Below are 21,811 nucleotides of genomic sequence, written 5' to 3' on the forward strand. Positions count from 1 at the left end.
CGCACGGCCCGCCGGCGCCGGACCAGCCACGCCAGCACCAGCGCCCCGACCACCGGCAGGAACATCAGGTACGCGAACCCGATCCCGGCGCAGAGCGCCCCGAGCAGGCAGAGCTGGGCACCGGTGCGGGCCACCGGCCGGCACACGAGCGCGACCAGGATCGCAGTCAGCGCCAGGCCGAGGCTCTCCCCCGGGTAGCCGTACACGACGAAGCGGGCCAGCTCCGAGCCCAGGGCGAGCGCGGTGACGGCGGCGGCCAGGGCGACGGCGCGCAGCGGGTCGAGCAGCCGGCCGGCGATCCGCCCGGCGGCCCAGACCACCGCGAGCACCAGCAGGGCGTACGCGGCCAGCGACCAGCCGAGGTAGTGGTCCAGCGTGCTGGCCGGCGAGCCGGGCGCCGTCGACGAGCGCAGGAACCCGTCCAGCAGCGCGGCGGTGACGTGGAAGCCCTGCGGATACCAGACCATCGCCTCGGGGGCGATCCGCGTCGCGCCCTCCGGGTCGCCGAACAGGTAGCCGCCGACCGCGCGGATGCCCTCCACGGCGGCCAGGTGCCGGCTGTTGTCCTCGCCCGTCATCGCGTACGCCAGCCGGCCGGCCAGGCCGTCGGCGCGCAGGTACGGCCAGGCCAGCGCCAGCGTCGCCAGCACCGCCGCGACGACCGGGGCCGCGTCGGCCGGCACCGGGCGCGGCAGGCGCGGCCGGGCACCGGTGACCAGGGCGAGGCCGAGCAGCGCGGTCAGCGCGGTGCCGGCCACCGGGACCGGGTGCAGGCCCCACGGCCACACCGAGAAGAGCAGGGCGGCGGCGCAGAGCGCCCCGAGCAGCAGCGCCGTGGCCAGCACCAGCCGGTCCAGCAGGGTACGCCCGGCCCGCAGCAGCGCCGCCGTCAGCACGAGCACGAGCGGTGGGAGCACGGCGGCCACGCCCAGCGCGTACGCCAGCACCGGGACGACCCAGGCGGCGGCGAGCCAACCGACGGCGGCCGCGGGTCGGCGGGCCCGGTTGGTCCGGGCCGGCTCCGGCGGGGCCGCCGGGCGGGGCGCCACCGGCACTCGGGTGGGACTGCTCTGCACTGGTCGTCTCCTCGGCGCGCGGCCCGCCCGGGCCCGGACGGAGCCGCCTCACGGTAGGGGCGGCCCGCCGACGCCGGACGACGCCGACGTGTGCGCCAGGTGACGGGCGGACGACGAGCTGCCCCGCGTCGTACACGTGTGCCAACCTGGCGGGTAGGCTGGGCGGGTGACCGGGGCCGCCTACCAGCCGTCGATGCTGGACCTGACCGTCGCGGGGCCGTCGCTGGGGCCGCTGGCCGGCCGGCTGCGCCGGCACCCGCTCACCCGGGGCGCGTGGGTCGACCACCTGCCCGGCTGGGTCACCGGCTCCGACGAGGTCTTCGACACCCTGCTGCGGGACGTGCCGTGGCGGGCCGAGCGCCGCACCATGTACGACTCCGAGGTCGACGTGCCCCGGCTGCTCTGCTGGTATTCCGGGCAGCGTCCGCTGCCGCACCCGCTGCTGGCCGAGGCGCGCGCCGCGCTCACCCGGCACTACGCGCCCGAGCTGGGCGAGCCCTTCGTCACCGCCGGCATGTGCCTCTACCGCTCCGGCCGCGACAGCGTCGCCTGGCACGGCGACACCCAGGGGCGCTCCGCGCACACCGACACCATGGTCGCCATCGTCTCGTTCGGCTCGCCCCGCACGCTGCTGCTGCGCCCCCGGGGCGGCGGCGACAGCCTGCGCTTCCCGCTCGGGCACGGCGACCTCGTGGTGATGGGCGGCTCCTGCCAGCGCACCTGGGAGCACGCGGTGCCGAAGACCGCCCGCCCCGTCGGGCCCCGCGTCAGCGTCCAGTTCCGCCCCGCCGGCGTCGCCTGACCGCCCCCGGGGCGCGGCCGCAGGAGCGGGGGCCGAACGGCCGGCGGGGACCAACCGGTCGGTGCCCACCGCCCCGCCGTTCGGCCGAGGGCCGGCAGGGCCGAAACGTGCGGCATCGCCCGGCATGGATGGGCGGCGGGCGCCTTATGTCGATTGTGGCCTTCTGGGCCGAGTCGGTGCCCCCACCGTCACGGATCGTCGTGTTAGCTTGACGTTCCAATCACTCTCCGCTGTCCCCCTGGAGCATTCCCGTGCCCGATGGACGCCCGACCACGCGGCCGACCGGCGCTCGCGCCCTGATTGCCCCGCTTCGTCGCCACGTCGGGCTCGTCGTCGTGCTCACCGCCGGTCTCGCGCTGCGCGTCGCCATGATGGTCGCGTACCCGCCCGCGCTGTGGTTCCAGGGCGACTCCGGCACCTACCTGCGGCTGTCCGCCGAGTGGCCGGCGATGCCGGCCCGGTGGACGTACCCGTGGCTGCTCAAGGCCTTCGAGTGGACCGGCACCGTCGCCTCCGTGGTGGCCCTGCAACACGTCGCCGGGCTCGCTCTGGGCGTCGCGTCCTACCTGCTGCTGCGCCGCCTGGGCGTCGGCCCGTGGCCGGCCACGCTCGCCGCCACACCGATCCTGCTCGACGCCACCCAGCTCACGCTGGAGCAGTACCTGCTCACCGAGACGCTGTTCACCACCGCGCTGGCCGGCGCGGCGCTGCTGCTGGTGCGGCGGGACCGGCCCGGCACGCTCGCCGCCCTCGGCGCGGGCGTCGCCGTGGCACTGGGCATGGCGACCCGACCCACCGGCGTGGTCGCCCTCGGCGCCCTGCTGCTGTTCCTGCTCGTGTCGTGGCGGGGCTGGCGGGCGCCGGCCGCGTACCTGCTCGGCGTCGTCGTCTTCTTCGGCGCCGCGTTCGCCGGCATCGGCACCGTCAAGGGCGCGCTCGGCCTGGAGGGCGGGAAGTTCCTCTACGGACGGACGGCCCAGATCGCCGACTGCGACCGGCTGGAACTGCGCCCCGGGCTGCGCAAGCTCTGCCCGACGCAGCCGCTGGGCCAGCGCCCCGCCCGGCCCGACTGGTTCATCTGGAACCGGGACAGCCCCATCCGCAACGCGGAACGACCGGAGGATCTCGACGAGTTCGCCCGCGAGGTGCTGCGCCGCCAGCCCGGCGACTACCTGGCCGCCGTGTCCTCCGACACCGCCCGGCACTTCTGGCCGGCCCCGCTCGCGCCGACCGAGTCGTGCCTGGCCAACTGGTGGCGACCGCAGCCCGCACCGACGAACTGGGCCGCGGACCGCGACTGCGTGCCCCGCACCGCCGGCCCCGGCTACCAGTGGCGGCCGGCGCCGTCGCAGGACGTCGAGCCCAACGCGGCCAGCCGGTTCCTGCACGCCTACGGGCGGTACGGCGTGACCCCGCCGCCGGTCCTGGCCGCCATGGTGCTGCTCGCGCTGGTCGGGGCGGTGTGGCCGCGCCGCGGCCGGCTGCGGCTGAGCCTGATCGCCCTGCTGTACGCCGGCATCGGCCTCGGGATCATGGTCTTCTCCGTGGCCACGTCCATGTTCGACCACCGCTACGGCCTGCCGGCCCTGGCGTTCCTCCCGATCGCCGCCGCGCTCGGCTGGCAGCGGCTGCGGTCGGCACCACAACCTACGGACCGGCCCGCCCCAACCGACGGGGAACCGACCGGGCACCCGCCGGTCGGCAAGGGCCCGCACGGGCCTGCTCCGGTCGGCGAGGACCCGCACGGGCTCACGCCGGCCGACGGGAAGCCACACGGGCCCACTCCGGTCGGCGGAAAGCCGCACGGGCGCACGCCGGCCGGCGGGAAGCCGCATGGGCCCACTCCGGTCGGCGAGGACCCGCACGGGCTCACGTCCGCCGACGGCGAGCCGGACCGGCCCGCCTCCACCACGGCAGAAAGCAGCGGGGATCATGACGAAGGAACCGGAGATCGAGGTCACGGTGCTGTTGCCGTGCCTCAACGAGGCTGAGACGCTCGAGGTCTGCGTCCGCAAGGCGCTGCGCTCGCTGCGGGAGTGCGGAGTCGCCGGGGAGGTGCTGGTCTCCGACAACGGCTCCACCGACGGGTCGCAGGAAATCGCCGAACGCGCCGGCGCCCGCGTGGTGCACGCCCCCGTGCGCGGCTACGGCGGCGCCCTCCAGTTCGGCATCGACCAGGCGCGCGGCCGGTACGTCATCATGGCCGACGCCGACGACTCGTACGCGCTGTCGGAGCTCGGCCCGTTCGTCGAGGCACTGCGCGCCGGCCACGACGTGGTGATGGGCAACCGGTTCCGGGGCGGGATCGCGCCGGGTGCCATGCCGCCCCTGCACCGCTACCTGGGCAACCCGGTCCTGAGCTGGCTCGGCCGACGGCTGTTCGGGCTGCGCGAGGTCCGAGACTTCCACTGCGGCATGCGCGGCTTCAACGCCGAGCGGATCCGCGCCCTCGGGCTGTGCATGCCCGGCATGGAGTTCGCCTCCGAACTGGTGGTGCGCGCCGCGCTGGCCGGGTACGACATCGTCGAGGTGCCGACCACGCTCTCGCCCGACGGCCGGTCCCGCCCGCCACACCTGCGTACCTGGCGGGACGGCTGGCGACACCTGCGGTTCCTGCTGGTCTTCGCGCCGCGCAAGACCCTGGTCCGCCCCGGCGCCGCACTCGCCGCGCTCGGGCTGGCCGGAGTGGGGGCGCTCACCCCGGGCCCGCTGAGCCTCGGCCCGGTCCGCCTCGACGTCAGCACACTGGTGTACGCCTGCCTGATGGTGCTCGTCGGGACGCAGCTCGTGCTCTTCGGCGGCCTCGCCGAGATCTACGGCCGGCAGGAGCGGCTCACCCCGCAGCGCGCGTCGGACCGCTGGATCCGCCTGCTGCGGCTGGAGACCAGCGTCACCGTCGGCCTGTTGCTACTCATCGGCGGCGCGGCCGGCACCGTCGGGGCGGTCGCCTACTGGGGGCTGGACGGGTTCGGCGACCTGAATCCGCACGACACGCTGCGCGTGGTGCTCCCGTCGGCCACCGCGATCGCGCTCGGCGTGGTCGTGATCTTCTCCGGCCTGGTCGGCAGCCTCCTCACGCTGCGCCCCACCCACCCGACACCCCCGATCACCCGCCAGCCCACCCCCACCCACGACAACCTCCTCACCAACCACTAACCCACCCCCCTCTCCTCGCCCCCGCCCCCGCCCGCGCCCTCGCCTCTCGCCCCGCGCCCCTCGCCCGCGCCCGCGCCCGCGGCGATCTTGCACTTTCTGCCCCGACAAACAGCGCATTCCCCGCATAGCGAGGGCAGGAAGTGCAAGATCGACGCAGGTCGCGCCGCGGGTCGCGACGCGGGTGAGCTCGACGCGAGTGAGCGCGGCACGACGCGAGTGAGCGCGGCACGACGCGAGTGAGCGCGGCACGGCGCGAGTGAGCGTGGCGCGGCGCGAGTGAGCGTGGGAGGGGTGGAGGGGGGTGGGTGGGGTGGGGTGGGGTTCTGCTAGAAACGACTCCTGGGTTTCGTCAGCGCCCCCGTCACCTCTTGACGACGCGAAGGGCCACCCATGACAGAAGCTCCCACCGAGCCGCGCTCCCGTTGGTCCGCCTGGACGCTCCACGGCGACGGCCGGTCCGTCCGCCCCGGCGACGTGGTCCACCCCGGCGAACGGCTCTCCTGGCCGCGCACCCTCGGCATCGGCGTACAGCACGTCGTGGCGATGTTCGGCGCCACCTTCACCGTGCCGCTGATCACGGGGTTCCCGCCGGCCACCACGCTGTTCTTCTCCGGGATCGGCACGCTGCTGTTCCTGCTGATCACCGGCAACCGGCTGCCCTCGTACCTCGGCTCGTCGTTCGCCTTCATCGCCCCCGTGCTGGCGGCGAAGGCCGGCGGGGACATCGGCCCGGCGCTCGGCGGCATCGTCGTCGCCGGCGTCGCGCTGGCCGCCGTCGGGCTGGTCGTGCAGCTCGCCGGGTCACGCTGGATCGACGCGCTGATGCCGCCGGTGGTGACCGGGGCGATCGTCGCGCTCATCGGCCTGAACCTCGCCCCGGTCGCCTGGGACGGCGGGGGCAGCGGCACCGGGGTGAAGGCCCAACCGCTGATCGCCGTGGTGACCCTGGTCGCGATCCTGCTCGCCACGGTCGCCTTCCGCGGCTTCCTGGCCCGGCTGTCCATCCTGCTCGGCGTGCTGGTCGGTTGGCTGCTCGCCGCCGCGCTCGGCGACCTGGACCCGAAGGCGGTCGACGGGCTGCGCGAGGCCGCCTGGGTGGGCCTGCCGGAGTTCCACGCGCCGAGCTTCAGCCTGCGCGCGGTGGTGCTGGTGATCCCCGTGATCCTGGTGCTGATCGCCGAGAACGCGGGGCACGTCAAGGCGGTCGCCGCGATGACCGGCCGCAACCTCGACAAGGACATGGGCCGGGCGTTCCTGGGCGACGGCCTGGCCACCGTGCTCGCCGGCTCCGGCGGCGGCTCCGGCACCACCACGTACGCGGAGAACATCGGTGTCATGGCCGCCACCCGGGTCTACTCCACCGCCGCGTACTGGGTGGCCGGGCTGGCGGCGGTGCTGCTCGGGCTCAGCCCGAAGTTCGGCGCGCTGATCCTCACCGTGCCGGCCGGCGTGCTCGGCGGCGCCACCACCGCGCTCTACGGCCTCATCGCCATCCTCGGCGCCCGGATCTGGATCGAGAACCGGGTGGACTTCCACGACCCGGTGAACCTGATGACGGCGGCGGTCGCGCTGATCGTCGGCGCGGCCAACTACACCCTGACCACCGGCGACCTGTCCTTCAACGGCATCGCCCTGGGCACCGCCGCCGCCCTGGTCATCTACCACGGCATGCGCCTGGTGGCCCGCCTGCGCGGCACCACCCCCACCCCACGCCAGGCCCCCGACCCCGAACTCTGACCCACTCACCCGGCCGACGTTGGTCAGGGGGTTGCCGCCGACCGGCAACCCCCTGACCGGCGAAGTGGCCCGGAGAGCAGGAATGAGGGCCGGCTGCTCGCGCAGCCGGCCCTCATGCCGAGGACGGGTCAGTCGCGTTCGACCTGGTGGCCGACGACCGTCGGGCCGAGCATGACGGCGAAGCCGGAGCCGTCGCGGCGCGGATCCGCCGCCGGCAGCTCCACCGGCTCGCCGGTGGCCGTGGCGCCCACCGGACGCGGCCCCACCCAGGCCACGACCACGTCGGTCTCACCCTTGAGGAACCGGTGGGCACGCACCCCGCCGGTCGCCCTGCCCTTCGCCGGGTACGCCTGGAACGGCGTCACCTTGACCGTCGCGCCCGTGGAGGTGACCACCATCGGCTCACCGTGCGCCGGGTCGTCGGTGCGGACCGCGCCGAAGAACACCACCCGCGCGCCGGCCGGCAGGTTGATGCCGGCCATGCCGCCGCCCTTGAGGCCCTGCGGGCGTACGAGCCCGGCGGCGAAGCGCAGCAGCGACGCCTCGGAGGTGACGAACGTGAGCGTCTCCGCCCCGTCGGTGAGCCAGGTGGCCCCGACCACCTCGTCGCCCTCGCGCAGGCCGATCACCTCGAACTCGTCGGAGCGGACGGGCCACTCCGGCGCGCAGACCTTGACCACGCCCTGCCGGGTGCCCAGCGCCAGCCCCGGGGAGCCCTCGGCCGTCGGCCCGAGCGGCGCCAGCCCCACCACGGTCTCACCGGGCTCCAGCGGCACCAGCTCGGCGGCCGCCATCCCGCCGCGCAGCGACACCGTCCCGGCCTGCTCGGGCAGCACCGGCAGCGGCAGCACGTCGACCTTGAACGCGCGGCCGGAGCTGGTCACCAGCAGCACCCGGCCCCGGGCGGTGGAGTGGACGACGGCGCGTACGGCGTCGTGCTTGACCCGGCCGTGCCGCCGGCGCCCCTCGGACGCCTCCTCCGACTCCGCCGCCGTCCGGGCGACCAGCCCGGTCGCGGAGAGGATCACCTGGCACGGGTCGTCGGCGACCTCCAGCGGACCGGCGGGCGCGGACGCGGCCAGCACCTCCTTGAGGTCGCCGTCGACCAGCGTGGTGCGGCGCGGGGCGCCGAACTGCTTCACCACGGCCGCCAGCTCGTCGGAGACGACCTTCTTCAGCACCTTCGGGTCGTCGAGGATCGTGGAGAGCTCGGCGATCTCCGTGCGCAGCTTCTCCTGCTCGGCCTCCAGCTCGATGCGGTCGTACTTGGTCAGCCGGCGCAGCGGAGTGTCCAGGATGTAGGTGGCCTGGATCTCGGAGAGCCTGAACTTCTGCATCAGGCCGTCCTTGGCGGCCTGGGCGTCCTCGCTGGCCCGGATCAGCTTGACCACCTTGTCGATGTCGAGCAGGGCGATCAGCAGGCCGTCGACCAGGTGCAGCCGCTCCTCGCGCTTGCGGCGACGGTAGGAGCTGCGCCGGGTCACCACCTCGTAGCGGTGGGCCAGGAAGACCTCCAGCAGCGCCTTCAACCCGAGGGTCTGCGGCTGCCCGTCGACCAGCACCAGGTTGTTGACGCCGAACGACTGCTCCAGCGGGGTGAGCCGGTAGAGGTCGGCGAGCAGCGCCTGCGGGTTGACGCCGACCTTGCACTCGATGACCAGGCGGGTGCCGCTCTCCCGGTCGGTGAGGTCCTTGACGTCGGCGATGCCGGTGAGCCGCTTGGTCTTGTTGACCTCGTTGGTGATGGCGGCGATGACCTTCTCCGCGCCGACGCCGTACGGCAGCTCGACGACGGTGATCGCCTGCCGGCCCCGGCTGCCCTCCAGCGGGCCGATCTCCACCCGGCCGCGCATGCGGACCACGCCGCGCCCGGTCTCGTAGGCCCGGCGCACCTCGTCGAGGCCGAGCAGCAGGCCGCCGGTGGGCAGGTCGGGGCCGGGGACGAACTCCATCAGCCTGTCGAGCGTGGCGTCCGGGTGGTTGATCAGCCAGCGGGCGGCCGAGACGACCTCGCCGAGGTTGTGCGGGATCATGTTGGTCGCCATGCCGACCGCGATCCCGGACGCGCCGTTGACCAGCAGGTTGGGGAACGCGGCGGGCAGCACGGTGGGCTGGGTCAGCGAGCCGTCGTAGTTGGGCTCGACGTCGACCGTGTCCTCGCCCAGCTCGCCGACGAGCAGCATCGCCTCGCGCGACATCCGGGCCTCGGTGTAGCGCGCCGCCGCCGGCCCGTCGTCGGGGCTGCCAAAATTTCCATGCCCGTCGATGAGGGGAACGTTCAACGAGAAGCTCTGCGCCAGCCGCACCATCGCGTCGTAGATCGCGGTGTCGCCGTGCGGGTGGTACTTGCCCATGCAGTTGTGGACCACGTAGCCCTCAGCTACGAAGGCGTGCTCGTCGGAGTCGACCTGGATGTCGTAGGTGGTAGCGGACGCCACGGCTTCGACGGAGACAACCCGCAGGAACGACCGCCCAGCCAACGCCTCGAGTCGGCCGGCGAGGGGCGAACCGATGCGCCGGAGTTTGCGAACCCAACCGTCCCGCTCCGCGCGCCAGAGCGGAAACGACCGCTCCGACAAGGGCAGGCCGTTGCGGTCCCTGCCGTACCGCACCTTGCTCCCAGGGCCTGACAGGGACGCCCGGAAGGCGTTGCCGTCCTCGTCGCGGAACCATCCACCGCCCTGATGGGCGTTGGTGAACTCCCGCATCACCGGCCGGCACGGCAGGCGGTCGTTGCCCTGTTTGCCCCCGTATCGATAGCCCATCTCGACCACCCGCCGGAGGCCGTCGCTCTTGTAACCGATGCGTACCCAGGGTAGGAGCAACTCGGCGACCACAGCAGCATCCCGGCCGGTGACGGAGAGGCCGAGAAGCGGGCGGTGGCCGTCGCGTCCGCTGTTCCAGTGGTGGCCGTGCACCCCCATGTCGGCGAGCATGGAGTAGATCTGACGCACCAACACCTCGCTGGTGCTCACGAAGACGAGTTCGCGGAAACGCTTGCGGATGTGGCCGTCACCGTCGAAGAGGCCGGCGAGGAACGGCGACCACGCGGAACGATCTGCGAGCACGTCGTCGGGCACGCGCTTCGCGTGACTGAGTGGCGTGCCGGCCTCGAGCAGCCCCTCGTGCCTGGCGAACGTGAGGATGCGCTGGTCACGATGGCGCGGATTGCTTGCTTCGCGCTTGCCTCGGGAGGCGTTCAACCCGTTCGCGATGGCCCATCCGTGGGCGACGTCGAGCGGTTCGACGTCGCACATGTGCAGCCGTACGCGGCCGTCAGCGTCGCGAGACCGATCGACGGCGAAGCCTTCGGCCACCACGAGCCCGCGGACATAGTCGTACGGGTCGCCGCCGGACGCGGGTGCCGGTGCCGCCTTGCGGCGCGTCCCGTACGCGACAGTGAGATGCCCAGTCAGGTCTCGGGCTTCCACCCACCGGACAGCCAGGTCCTCATCCACCACACGGAAACGCTGTCCGGGTGTCACGACCATGGTGTGGCCGTTGCTCCACGTGACCCGGACCAGCTCCGAATCCGGATTCCGATAAGCAGCGGCCACCGGGATGGCAGCCCCGTCGCCGTCCAACACGAGGTCACCGACGTCGACATCCTCGATCGGCCGCAGGCCCTCGGGCGTCGAGACCAGGGTCCCGGCGACGAAGCAGTCGCCGACGATGCGGGCGGACTTCACGTGCCCCCGGTCGGGACGGTGCCCCTGCTCGTACATCGACCAGAGGATGCGCCGGTGCACCGGCTTGAGGCCGTCGCGGGCGTCGGGCAGGGCCCGGGAGTGGATCACCGAGAAGGCGTACTCCAGGTAGGAGTCGGAGACCTCGGTGACCAGCGGATTGTCGAAGACCCGCGCGCCGGCCTGGTCGAAGGCGGACAGGTCCACCTTGGCGCGGTCGTCCTTGCGGCGTGCCATCGTTCAGCTTCCCTTTCGGCGGGCGGTGCTCATGCGTCGATCGCCTCGCGGTCGACCCGGTCGGCGGAGTCGATGAGCCAGTTGCGGCGCGGCTCCACCTTCTCCCCCATCAGCAGTTCGAGGATCCGCTCGGCGGCTTCGACGTCGTCGAGGGTGATCCGGCGGACCGCCCGGGTGGCCGGGTTCATCGTGGTCTCCCACAGCTCGTCGGCGTCCATCTCACCGAGGCCCTTGAAGCGCGGGATCGGGGTGACGATCTGCTTGCCGGCCTTCTCCAGCTTGCGGACCGTCGCCTCCATCTCGGCCTGGGTGTAGGTGTAGATCGTCTGCGGGTTGCGCCCCTTAGTGGTGATCTTGTGCAGGGGCGGCATCGCGGCGTAGAGCCGGCCGGCCTCGATCAGCGGGCGCATGTAGCGGGCGAAGAGCGTGATCAGCAGCGTGCGGATGTGCGCGCCGTCCACGTCGGCGTCGGCCATGATCAGCACTCGGCCGTAGCGCATGGCCGACAGGTCGAAGGTGCGGCCGGAGCCGGCCCCGAGCACCTGCACGATCGCCGCGCACTCGGCATTGTCCAGCACCTGCTGGAGGTTGGCCTTCTGCACGTTGAGGATCTTGCCTCGGATCGGAAGAAGCGCCTGATATTCGGCAGATCGGGCAAGTCGCCCCGTGCCCAGTGCGCTGTCGCCCTCCACGATGAACAGCTCACTGCGCTCGATGCCCGCCGCGCGGCAGTCGACCAGCTTGGGCGGCATCGACGCGCCCTCCAGGGCGGTCTTGCGGCGGGCGGCGTCCTTCTGCTGCTTCTGGGTCAGCCGCACCCGGGCCGCGTCGACGATCTTCTGCAGGACCGTGCGCGCCTCGGCCTTGGTCCGGCGGTCCTCCAGCCAGGACTTCAGGTGCTGCTCGACCAGCGACTGGATCACCTTGGTGATGCCGGCGGTGGAGAGCTCGTCCTTGGTCTGCGAGGTGAACTGCGGCTCCGGGATCCGCACGTGCACGACCGCGGTCATGCCCTCCAGGACGTCGTCCAGGGTGGGCGGGTCCTCCTTGGCCTTCAGCAGGCCGCGGGTGTTGCGTACGGCGTCGGCGAGGGTGCGCGCCAGGGCCCGCTCGAAGCCCTTGCGGTGGGTGCCGCCGTGCGCGTTGCGGATGGTGTTGGTGAAGCACTCGACGGTGCGCTCGTAGCCCGTGCCCCACCGGAAGGCCACCTCGACCTCGGCCCGGCGCTGCACGTTGGACTGCATCACCCCGTTGGCGTCGGCGGCGTTCTCCCGGTAGGTGCCCTCGCCGGTGACCATCAGCATGCCGGAGACGGGCCGGTCGCCGGCCGGGGCGAGGAACTCCACCATGTCGGTCAGCCCGTTGGGATAGTGGAAGCTCTCCTCGGTCGGCTCCTCGCCGGTGTGGTCGCGCAGCGTGTAGCTCACGCCGGGCACCAGGAACGCGGTGTTGCGCAGCTTCATCCGCACGGCGTCGGCGTCCAGCGCGGCGCCGGTCTCGAAGTAGCGCGCGTCGTGCCACCAGCGGATCGAGGTGCCGGTGCGCTGGCCGCGCTTCATCGCGCCGACGATCTGGAGCCCGGGGCCCGGGGTGAAGGCGGCGTCGGGGCCGTCGCCGTCGAAGATGCCGGGCACGCCGTGCCGGAACGACATCGAGTGGATCTTGCCACCCCGGCGGACGGTGACGTCGAACCGGCGGGACAGGGCGTTGACCGCCGAGGCGCCCACGCCGTGCAGGCCGCCGGAGGTCTTGTAGCCGGAGCCGCCGAACTTGCCGCCGGCGTGCAGCCGGGTGAGCACCAGCTCGACGCCGGAGATGCCGGACTTGGCGTGCACGTCGGTGGGGATGCCGCGCCCGTCGTCGTCGACCTGGACCGAGCCGTCGGCGTGCAGGGTCACCTCGACCTTCGTGGCGTGGCCGGCGACGCCCTCGTCGGTCGAGTTGTCGAGGATCTCGTTGACGAGGTGACCCACGCCACGACTGTCGGTGGAGCCGATGTACATGCCGGGCCGCTTGCGAACGGCGTCCAGCCCCTCGAGGTGCGTGAGGTCGTCGGCCCCGTACAGGGTCTCAGGCTCTGCGGTCAACTGGTCGTACTCCCGGGTCTCGGCGGTGTGGTGCCGCGTCCGACGTCGTCGGTCGGCCGGCGCGCCGGAGCGAGCCTAACCGGGAGATGCGACAGGACGACGGCGCCCCGCAGCGAGGCCCGCACCACGTCGCGGTGCGGGCCTCGGCGGCGTCGTCGCGCGGTGTGTCCCGATCCGGCGCCGATCGGCGTCGTGACCGGTTCGCGGGTCAGCCGGCCGCGGGTGGGTCGACCTGGACAACAACCGAGCCGTACCCGACGTTCCCGACGCTGTCGACGGCCGCCACGTAGAGGGTGTTCGCGCCGTAGGCCGGGGTGGTCAGGGTCACCGACACCGTCCGGCCCGGGTACCCGAGGGTCGTGCCGGCCTCCGCCTCCTCGGTCGGCGGGCTGCTCCAGCCGTACCGGAAGCTCACCACGTCGGGGTCGGGCGAGCGGAGCTTGTAGGTGTAGAACTGGCCGGGCGGGGCGGGGTTGGTGACCGCGTCGACGGTCACCGTCGGGGCCGTGTCGTCGACGGTGAACTCGCACCACGGCGACCAGGGGCTGACCAGGCCGTAGGGCGCGGCGTCGGTGCCGCGGGTGCGCCAGGCGTACGCCCGGCCGCCGCTGACGCCGGTCACGGGGGCCGTGGTGGACCGGGCGCCGGCGGTCACCGCCGCGCCGGCCGGCGGGGTCAGCCGCGGCGTGCTGCTGTCGTAGCCGCCCGAGGCGGGGACCTCCAGCAGCTCGTACGTGGTCTGCAGGGTCTGGCCGGCGTCCGCGTCGGGGAAGACGGCGGAGAGGGTCGGCGCGGTCGGCAGGGCGACCCGGCCGCCGGCGACGCAGTCCTGCCCGCCGGCCTGCAGGGCGGTCGGCTGGCCGGGCAGGGAGTCGTAGTCGACCAGCAGGCGGGCCTCTTCCGGATAGAACTTCTTGTACCGGGCCGGGTCGCTCTCGCCCGTGCCCGTCGAGTCGCTGCACGCGCAGAAGCCGAAGGTGATCGAGGCGGCTCCGGCGCCGGCCTGGGTGCGGATGGCCGCCGTGACGTTGCTGCCGGCGAAGTTCATGACGGCGTCGGGCTGCGGGCCGGTGGCGCAGGCGCTGGCGCTGGCGCTCGCCCTGAGCGCGGTCAGCGCCGGGGCCCACGCCGTGCGGGGCGTGCTCGCGACGGCCGCCGACTGGTGCATGTAGGTCGGCGTGGGGGAGCAGCTCCAGGAGTGGTCCAGCTTCATCCGGACGTACGCCGACTCGATGTGCTTGCCCGCGAGCACGGCGGTCGGGAACTCGAAGTAGGAGCGGTAGGTGCGGTTGCCGTCGGCGGTGTGGCCGACGATCGCCCGGGTGGTGTCGCTGTTGGTGAAGTTGTCGCTGGTGGCGTAGGCCCAGCGGCTCCTGGGGGCGGACCAGGACGGGTCGATGTAGACGGGGAAGGTGGCCCGGGCCGGGTCGAGCAGGCCCGGCGTCGGGCGGAGTACCAGGTCGCCGGCCGGGTCGACGGCGGTGGCGACCGGTGCCGTCCGGGCTCCCGCGCCGGGGCCGGCGGCGGAGGAGCGCGCCGCCGCCGGCCGGCCGGTGGCGGTGGCGGTGGCGGTGGCCGAGTCCCACATCTCCGCGGGCGCGCCGCGCGCCACCTCGACGGTCCCGGCGAGGGCCCGCAGCGAGCCGTCGGCGTCGCGCCGGACCCGCACGTCGCCGCCGAGGTGGAAGCGGATCTCCCGCAGGGCCGGGTTGGCGGCCGCCCGGGCGGTCTTCACCGCGAGGACGTGCGTGAATCCGGTGCGGGTGGCCCGCAGGACCAGGTCCACGCCGGGCAGCACCTCGAGGTAGGTGGCGGTGTCGCCGCCGACGACGGGCGTCGGCAGCGCGTGCGGCCAGGCGAGGGTCAGGGACTTCCCGCCGCTGGTCAGGGTGGCGGCCGGGCCGTCTCCGCCGGCCGAGAACGTCACGTCGGCCGGGGACTGAGCCGGACGCAGCCCGCCGGCGCCGGCGCCGCGCAGGGTGAGGTCGACGTCGGCCCAGGTCCCGTCGGCGCGGCGTACCCGCTGCGGCACGGCGGCGGATTCGGCCACGAAGCCGCCGGAGGGCTTGGCGAAGACCTGGGTGAGTTCGGTGCGGGCGGCGAGGACCTCGACCCGCCGGCCGGTCCGCGCGGCCGTGGTGGCGGCCCGTTGCGCCTCGGCGGCGACGCCCGTGCCGGCGGCGGTCGGCCGGGGGGCGGCCGACGCGGGCGGGACCAGCACGGTGGCGCCGAGCGCCGCCGCGAGCCCGCCGGCCACGAGGCGGTGGACGGATCGGTTCCGGATCAGGACAGCGTGCATGGAGCGGCCAGCGGCCACCGCAACCCCCGTGGAAGTAGAAGGCCGGACGCCGGAACTGTAGAGACGGACTTCGACCGGTGTCCATAGCCGTCACATCCTGTGAGCACAAGCGGGACATAGGCCCTCACCACCGCCCCGCCGTCGCCGCACTGTCGACGCTGCGTCAGGCGACGCTCATGCCGAGCACGTCGCCGGGCTGGGCTTCGCCACGGTGGCCTTCGACGTCTCCTCCACCGCCGTCGACGGGGCGCGACGGCGGCACCCGCGTTCGGCGGGACGGATCCGCCTGCCGCGACCCGTCGTGCGCCGGGCGGGACCGAACGGGCGGCCCGGCGAACGTTCTCCCGTCGAAGGATTTCGTGACGGGCCATTGACGTCTGTCGCGCGCCGGTGGTGTGATCGCAGCCTCAGAGGATCTTTCACATTTCGATGGACAGATGGAGGACGTCATGTCCAGGTTCCGTCGTACCGCTCTCGCGGCGGCACTCGCCGTGGCCGCCGCCGCACTGTCGACCGCCGTCGGGCTGCCCGCCCCGGCCGCGGCGGCGCCACCCACGGCCGCGGTGGCGCTCGGCGACAGCTTCATCAGCGGCGAGGGCGCCGGGGCGTACACCCCGGTGGTCGACGCCGCCGGCACGGCGCAGGGCTTCCCGGGCTGGACGGCGCCGAACAGCAACGCGTTCTTCTGCCACCGCTCGGCGAACGCCTCACTGCACCGGGCGAGCCTGCCGGGCATCCAGGACCGGTTCAACCTCGCGTGCTCCGGCGGCCAACCGCACGACATCGCCACCGCCTCCTCCGCCCGCACCGGCGGCCGGCAGGTCGCCGCCCAGCTCGACCAGCTCCGCGCGGTCGCCCGCACCCACGACATCGACCTGGTGCTGCTCGGCCTCGGCTCGAACAACAGCTCGTTCACCTTCGGCGACGTCGCCGAGAAGTGCGCCAACCGCTTCATCGCCGACGCCTGGACCGGCTGGTGGGAGTTCTGGGCCTACCTGGGCGGGCCGGTGGAGCAGGAGCCCTGCACGGACGCCGACCTGGCCACCGCCGCGCAGTGGAACGCCGCGACCGCGGAGACCACGGCGGCCGTACGCCAGCTGCTCACGACGCTGCGCGAGATCGACGCCGACGGTCAGCACCGGATCGTCTTCCAGGACTACACCAACCCGCTGCCGTTCGACCTCGACCCGACGTTCCACAGCGAGGACAGCCGGGACGACACGCGGGACAAGTTCCGGGCGCTGGGCGCCGAGCGGTACGCGGCCGGCTGCCCGATCCACCGGGCCAGCCTGCTGCCGGGCCACCGCTTCTCGCAGGGCCTGGGCACGCTGGTCAGGTCCGCCCGGGACAGCGCGGCCGCCGAGTTCCCCGGCGCGGACCTGGTCTACCTCAACGTGCAGCGGGCCTTCGACGGCGCGCGGCTCTGCGAGTCGACGACCAGCCCGACCGGGGCGCTGGCCACCCCGATCCGGCTCCAGGACAACCCGCCGAACGGCACCTTCGTCACCAGCCTGGCGGGCAAGGACAAGATCGCCATCCAGCGGATCGCGAACACCTGCGTGAGCTACTTCCAGACCTGCCAGGAATCCTGGCACCCGAACGCCGCCGGCCACCAGGTGCTCGGGCAGTGCCTGAGCGGGGCCGCCGCCACCGGCGCCCGCGCGGTCTCCTGCGTCCGCTCCGGCGACGGCTCGATCACCGTCTCCTGACCCGGACGGCACCCCCGGGCCCCGCGCCGTCAGGCGCGGGGCGCGGGGGCGCGGGGCAGGCCGAGGGCGAGCAGCACGGGGCCGGTCGGCCCGTCGACGAGGCCGCCGAGGGTCACCCCGTCCAGCACCGCGAGGAAGGCGTCCCGGGCGCGGCGCAGCTCCCCCCGCAGCCGGCAGGCCGCCCGCAGCGAGCAGGCCGGCTCGTCGCAGGACACCACCTCGTCGTCGCCCTCGAACGCCCGGACCACCCGGCCCACCGTGATGTCGTGGCCGCCCTCGGCGAAGGCCACCCCGCCGGAGCGGCCCCGGATGGTGACCAGCACCCCGATCCGCTGCAGCCGCTGGACCACCTTCGCGACGTGGTTGCGGGGCAGCTCCAGCTGGTCGGACAGCTCGTCGACGGTCATCCGGCGCGGGCTCGCGGCGGCGAGCATGGCGATCCGCAGCGCCATGTCGGTGGACCGGTTGAGCTTCACGTACCGACCCTAGCCAGCGCCGACACCGGCCACCACGGGCCGACGGGCCAGGTTTGTGACCCACCCGACCCTCGACCCGGGACCTTCGACCCTAAAGCGGTATCTCGCATTCCTGTTTTGCTGACAGGGCCCGAGCGGTTCAGCCCAGAAGGAGACAAAGTCGTGCTCTCGGAGTCCTCAGCAGCAGTGGTGACGGCGACCCTGCCCGCCGTGCAGGCGCACGGCGAGGCGATCACCGGCCGGTTCTACCAGCGGATGTTCGACGCCCATCCCGAGCTGCTCGACATCTTCAACCGCGGCAACCAGGCGACCGGGGCGCAGAAGGCCGCGCTCGCGGCGGCCGTGGTCGCGTACGCGGAGCACCTGACCGGCGGCAGCGACGCGCCGTGGGGCCCGATCCTCGACCGGATCGCGCACAAGCACGCCTCCCTCGGCATCACCCCCGCGCAGTACACGATCGTCGGCCGCCACCTGCTCGCCGCCGTCGGCGAGGTGCTCGGCGACGCGGTCACCCCGGAGGTCGCCGCCGCCTGGGACGAGGTGTACTGGCTGCTGGCCTGCGAGCTGATCGCCCGGGAGGCCCGCCTCTACCTCGGGGCCGGGCTCGACGAGGGCGAGTCGGTGTGGCGGGAGTGGCGGGTCACCGGCCGGGTCGACGAGGCCCTGGACGTCGTCTCGTTCACCCTGGTCCCGGCCGACGGCGGCCCGGTGCCCACCTTCGTCCCCGGCCAGTACGCCTCGGTCGCCGTCGACCTGGACGGCGGTCGCGGCCAGCAGATCCGCCAGTACAGCCTCTCCGGCCGGCCGGGGGCCGACCACTGGCGGATCACCGTCAAGCGGGTCCGCGGCGTCGGCGACGCCCCCGACGGCATGGTCTCCACCTTCCTGCACGAGCACGTGGCCGAGGGCGACGTCCTGCGGCTCAGCCCGCCCTTCGGCGAGGTCTGCGCGGTCGCCGGCGAGGGCCCGCTGCTGCTGGTCAGCGCCGGGATCGGGCTGACCCCCGCGATGGCCGCGCTGGAGCACCTGGCGGCCACCGAGCCGCAGCGCCCGGTGGTGCTGGTGCACGCCGACCGGGCCGGCGCGGCGCACGCGTTCCGCGGCGAGCTGCCGCGCCTGCACGCCGCGCTGCCCAACCTGCGGACCGCGCTCTGGTACGAGGACGTCACCGACGCCGAGGTCGCCGGGCTGACCGCCGAGGTGGCCGGCGGTCGCGTCGACCCCGCCCTGATCCCGCTCTCCCCCGACGCCCACGTGCACCTCTGCGGCCCGCTGCCGTTCATGAACATCGTCCGCGGTGGCCTGCTGCGCCGGGGCGTGCCGGCGGAGCGGATCGCCTACGAGGTGTTCGGCCCGGGCATGCTCCGCGACGACCGGGCCTGACGCGGCGTCACGTCGCGGACGCGGGCGGTGGGGCGGTTCGTCCCGCCGCCCGCCGGCGGGTTTCCACAACCGACTGAGTCGCCCGTCAGGAGAAGACGATGATCTAGAGGTTAGGAGGAGAAGCCGGGGGTAGGGACTTCGCATGCGGGTCCTTGGCATCAACGCGATCTTTCACGACCCGGCGGCTGCGCTGGTGGTCGACGGCCGGGTGGTGGCCGCCGCCGAAGAGGAGCGGTTCAGCCGCCGCAAGCACGGCAAACGTCCCCTCGCCTTCTCCGCGTGGGAGCTGCCCGAGCTCTCCGCCGCCTGGTGCCTGGCCAGCGCCGGCATCGACGTGGACGACCTCGACGCGGTCGCGTACTCCTTCGATCCCGGGCTCTGCCGCCCCGCGGACAGCCTCGGGCTGAGCGACCCCTGGGACTGGCTGCGCGTCGAGTACGCCCAGCGCGCCCCGCAGTTCCTCGCCGCCGCACTGCCCGGGCTGGACCCGGCGAAGGTGCGCTTCGTGCCGCACCACGTGGCGCACGCCGCGTCGGCCGGCCTGGCCGCCCCGAGCGGCGGCGACGACACGGCGGTGCTGGTCCTCGACGGGCGCGGCGAGGTGGCGAGCCACCTGGCCGGCGTCTACTCCGACGGGCTGCTGCGACCGCTGCACTCCCAGGAGCTGCCGCACTCGCTCGGCCTGCTCTACGAGGACCTCACCCGGCACCTCGGCTTCCTGCACTCCAGCGACGAGTACAAGGTGATGGCGCTGGCCTCCTACGGCCGGCCGAAGCACCTCGGCCTGTTGCGCGAGCTGGTCCGGGTCACCCCGGAGGGCGGCTTCGCCGTCGACCGGATCGACTGGGGCGGCATGGCCAAGGCGCGCGCCGCCGACGGCGAGACGACCGAGGAGCACGCCGACCTGGCAGCCAGCGTGCAGGCCCGGCTGGAGGAGGTGATCCTCGACCTGGCCCGCTGGCTGCACGACGCCTCGGGCGGCGCGTCCACGCTGGCCATGGCCGGCGGGGTGGCGCTCAACTGCGTGGCCAACGCGCGCCTCGCCGCTGAGGGCCCGTACCGCGACGTCTGGGTGCAGCCCGCCGCCGGGGACGCCGGCACGGCGCTCGGCGCCGCCCTGCACGTCGCCCGCGACCTGGGCGACCGGTCCACCCCGATGGTCGGGGCGGACCTCGGGCGGGGCTGGACCGACGAGGAGTTGGAGGCGGAGCTGCGGCGGGCCGCGCTGCCGTACTTCCGGCCCGACTCGATCGCCGCCGAGGCCGCCCGGGTGCTGGCCGACAACGGCATCGTCGCCTGGTACCAGGGCCGCAGCGAGTACGGCCCCCGGGCGCTGGGGCACCGCTCCCTGCTGGCCCACCCCGGCGACCCGGCCACCACCGCCCGGATGAACGACGTCAAGGGCCGCGAGCAGTTCCGGCCGATCGCCCCGATGGTCCGCGCCGAACGCTTCGCGGAGATCTTCGAGGGCGTCTTCCCCAGCCCGTACATGCTCTTCGTGCACCGCGTGCAGCCGCACTGGCGCGACCGCATCCCCGCGGTCACCCACGTCGACGGCACGGCCCGGGTGCAGACCGTGCACGCCGACACCGAACCGGTGGTCGCCGAGCTGCTCGCCGAGTTCGAGCGGCTGACCGGGCTGCCGGTGGTGGTGAACACCTCGCTGAACACGGCGGGCCGGCCGATGGTCGACACCCCGCGCGAGGCGATGGAGCTGTTCGGCTCGGCCCCCGTGGAGCTGTTGGCGCTCGGCCCCTTCGCGGTGCGGCGCGACGCGCTGGGCGGTGCCCGGTGATCACTGTCGTGGTGCCCACCCTCGGCCGGCCCAGCCTCGCGACGCTGCTGGACGCGCTCGCCGACCAGGTGGGCGAGCTGCCCGACCCGGAGATCCTGCTCGTCGACGACCGCCGCGACTCCACCGGCGAGCTGGCGGTGCCGGGGGCGCTGGCCGCGTACGCCAAGGTGCTGACCGGTCCCGGCGCGGGGCCGGCGGCGGCCCGCAACGTCGGCTGGCGCGCCGCCCGCTCCCCCTGGATCGTCTTTCTCGACGACGACGTCGTCCCGGCGCCGGACTGGGCCCGCCGGCTCCTCGCGGACCTTCGCGTCGGCGACCTGGTCGGCGGGGTGCAGGGCCGGGTCCGCGTGCCGCTGCCGCCGCACCGGCGGCCGACCGACTGGGAACGCGGCACCGCCGGGCTCGCCGAGGGCGAGTGGATCACCGCGGACATGGCCTACCGGCGGGACGCGCTGGCCGACGCGGGCGGGTTCGACGAGCGTTTCCCGCGCGCCTACCGGGAGGACGCCGAACTGGCCCACCGGGTGCGGCGCGCCGGTTGGGACCTGGTCCGCGGCGACCGGACGGTGACCCATCCGGTACGCCCCGAGGACCGCTGGGTGAGCCTGCGGGTCCAGCGCGGCAACGCCGACGACGCGCTGCTGCGCCGGCTGTACGGCCCGCACTGGCGCACCGACCTGCGGCTGCCGCCCGGCCGACGGCACCGGCACGTCGCCGTCACGGCGGCCGGCGCGCTGGCCCTGGCCGCCGCCGCGCTGCGGCCCCTGGCCCGCGACCCGAACCGCACCGTGCTCGGCGGCGTCGCCCTGGCCGGGGCGCTCGGCTGGGCGGCCGGCACCGCCGAGTTCGCCCGCGCCCGGATCGCCCCCGGCCCCCGCACCGCCGACGAGGTCGCCACCATGCTGGTGACCAGCGCGGCGATCCCGCCGCTGGCGGTGACGCACTGGGTACGCGGCTGGTGGCGCAGCCGCGCGGAGCGCCCGGGGACGGGCCGATGACGCCCGCCGGCTCCAACCCGGTCGGCGCCGGTCGGCGCCTCTTCGACGCGGTGTTGCTGGATCGGGACGGGACGTTGATCGAGGACGTTCCGTACAACGGTGATCCGGAGAAGGTGCGTGCGGTGCCGGGGGCGCGGGTGGCGTTGGATCGGTTGCGGGCGGCGGGGTTGCGGTTGGCGGTGGTGACGAATCAGTCGGGTCTGGCGCGGGGGTTGTTCTCCGAGGGTCAGATGCGGGCGGTGCATGCGCGGGTGGAGCGGTTGTTGGGGCGGTTCGATGCGTGGTTGGTGTGTCCGCATGGGGAGGGTGCGGGGTGTGGGTGTCGTAAGCCGGCGGCGGGGTTGGTGTGGGCGGCGGCGCGGGAGTTGGG

General features: G+C 74.0%; 13 protein-coding genes and 3 pseudogenes. 9 read left to right on the forward strand and 7 right to left on the reverse strand.

Features of this window, described 5'->3' with window-relative positions; all coding sequences use genetic code 11:
* Positions 1-1,076: pseudogene (locus ACWENR_RS20445) on the reverse strand (hypothetical protein); the annotation flags it as partial.
* 193 nt (positions 1,077-1,269) lie between these two features.
* Here ACWENR_RS20445 and ACWENR_RS20450 point away from each other — a divergent pair.
* From ACWENR_RS20450 to ACWENR_RS20465, 4 genes are all read left to right on the forward strand, one after another.
* A complete protein-coding gene (locus ACWENR_RS20450; RefSeq protein WP_452278578.1) occupies positions 1,270-1,878 on the forward strand; it encodes an alpha-ketoglutarate-dependent dioxygenase AlkB in 609 nt (202 codons plus the stop codon).
* A 335-nt stretch (positions 1,879-2,213) separates the two neighbouring features.
* The gene (locus tag ACWENR_RS20455) at positions 2,214-3,869 is read left to right on the forward strand and encodes a hypothetical protein (RefSeq protein ID WP_452278567.1); all 1,656 of its coding nucleotides are present in this window, start codon (positions 2,214-2,216) and stop codon (positions 3,867-3,869) included.
* Positions 3,811-5,034, forward strand: coding sequence for a glycosyltransferase family 2 protein (locus ACWENR_RS20460; RefSeq protein ID WP_452278568.1), 1,224 nt, complete (start codon positions 3,811-3,813; stop codon positions 5,032-5,034). The genes ACWENR_RS20455 and ACWENR_RS20460 overlap by 59 nt, the downstream gene beginning before the upstream one ends.
* Positions 5,035-5,424: 390 nt before the next feature.
* Positions 5,425-6,771, forward strand: a complete 1,347-nt coding sequence (locus ACWENR_RS20465) for a uracil-xanthine permease family protein (protein ID WP_452278569.1) — start codon at positions 5,425-5,427, stop codon at positions 6,769-6,771.
* Positions 6,772-6,899: 128 nt separating this feature from the next.
* Here the strand turns inward: ACWENR_RS20465 and ACWENR_RS20470 are convergent, their stop codons facing one another.
* The 5 genes and pseudogenes from ACWENR_RS20470 to ACWENR_RS20490 form a co-directional block, all read right to left on the reverse strand.
* Positions 6,900-9,536 (reverse strand): DNA topoisomerase (ATP-hydrolyzing), encoded by a 2,637-nt coding sequence (locus ACWENR_RS20470; RefSeq protein WP_452278579.1) that lies wholly within the window; start codon positions 9,534-9,536, stop codon positions 6,900-6,902.
* 93 nt (positions 9,537-9,629) lie between these two features.
* Positions 9,630-10,460: pseudogene (locus ACWENR_RS20475) on the reverse strand (LAGLIDADG family homing endonuclease); the annotation flags it as partial.
* Positions 10,434-10,694 (reverse strand): annotated as a pseudogene (locus tag ACWENR_RS20480) (DNA gyrase subunit A); the annotation flags it as partial. The pseudogenes ACWENR_RS20475 and ACWENR_RS20480, both read right to left, overlap by 27 nt.
* Before the next feature lie 29 nt (positions 10,695-10,723).
* A complete protein-coding gene (locus tag ACWENR_RS20485) occupies positions 10,724-12,781 on the reverse strand; it encodes a DNA gyrase/topoisomerase IV subunit B (RefSeq protein WP_452278570.1) in 2,058 nt (685 codons plus the stop codon).
* 208 nt (positions 12,782-12,989) lie between these two features.
* Positions 12,990-15,080 (reverse strand): hypothetical protein, encoded by a 2,091-nt coding sequence (locus ACWENR_RS20490; protein WP_452278571.1) that lies wholly within the window; start codon positions 15,078-15,080, stop codon positions 12,990-12,992.
* A 449-nt stretch (positions 15,081-15,529) separates the two neighbouring features.
* Between ACWENR_RS20490 and ACWENR_RS20495 the strand changes: the two genes are divergently transcribed.
* Positions 15,530-16,789 (forward strand): hypothetical protein, encoded by a 1,260-nt coding sequence (locus ACWENR_RS20495; protein ID WP_452278572.1) that lies wholly within the window; start codon positions 15,530-15,532, stop codon positions 16,787-16,789.
* Between the two features lie 29 nt (positions 16,790-16,818).
* On the opposite strand, the gene ACWENR_RS20500 is transcribed toward ACWENR_RS20495, so the two are convergent.
* Positions 16,819-17,265 (reverse strand): RrF2 family transcriptional regulator, encoded by a 447-nt coding sequence (locus tag ACWENR_RS20500; protein ID WP_452278573.1) that lies wholly within the window; start codon positions 17,263-17,265, stop codon positions 16,819-16,821.
* 162 nt (positions 17,266-17,427) lie between these two features.
* Here ACWENR_RS20500 and ACWENR_RS20505 point away from each other — a divergent pair, with 162 nt between their 5' ends.
* The 4 genes from ACWENR_RS20505 to ACWENR_RS20520 form a co-directional block, all read left to right on the forward strand.
* Positions 17,428-18,648: a globin domain-containing protein gene (locus ACWENR_RS20505; protein WP_452278574.1), complete on the forward strand. Its 1,221-nt coding sequence runs from the start codon at positions 17,428-17,430 to the stop codon at positions 18,646-18,648.
* A 142-nt stretch (positions 18,649-18,790) separates the two neighbouring features.
* On the forward strand, positions 18,791-20,443 hold the full coding sequence (locus ACWENR_RS20510) for a carbamoyltransferase family protein (protein ID WP_452278575.1): 1,653 nt from the start codon (positions 18,791-18,793) through the stop codon (positions 20,441-20,443).
* Positions 20,440-21,441 carry a glycosyltransferase family 2 protein gene (locus ACWENR_RS20515; RefSeq protein ID WP_452278576.1) on the forward strand — a complete coding sequence of 334 codons (1,002 nt, stop codon included), beginning with the start codon at positions 20,440-20,442 and terminating at the stop codon, positions 21,439-21,441. Before ACWENR_RS20510 ends, ACWENR_RS20515 begins: the two co-directional genes overlap by 4 nt.
* Positions 21,438-21,811 (forward strand): D-glycero-alpha-D-manno-heptose-1,7-bisphosphate 7-phosphatase (locus ACWENR_RS20520; protein ID WP_452278577.1); only part of this gene is annotated, 374 nt, incomplete at its 3' end. The genes ACWENR_RS20515 and ACWENR_RS20520, both read left to right, overlap by 4 nt.

This window comes from Micromonospora sp. NPDC004336 (assembly GCF_053602615.1).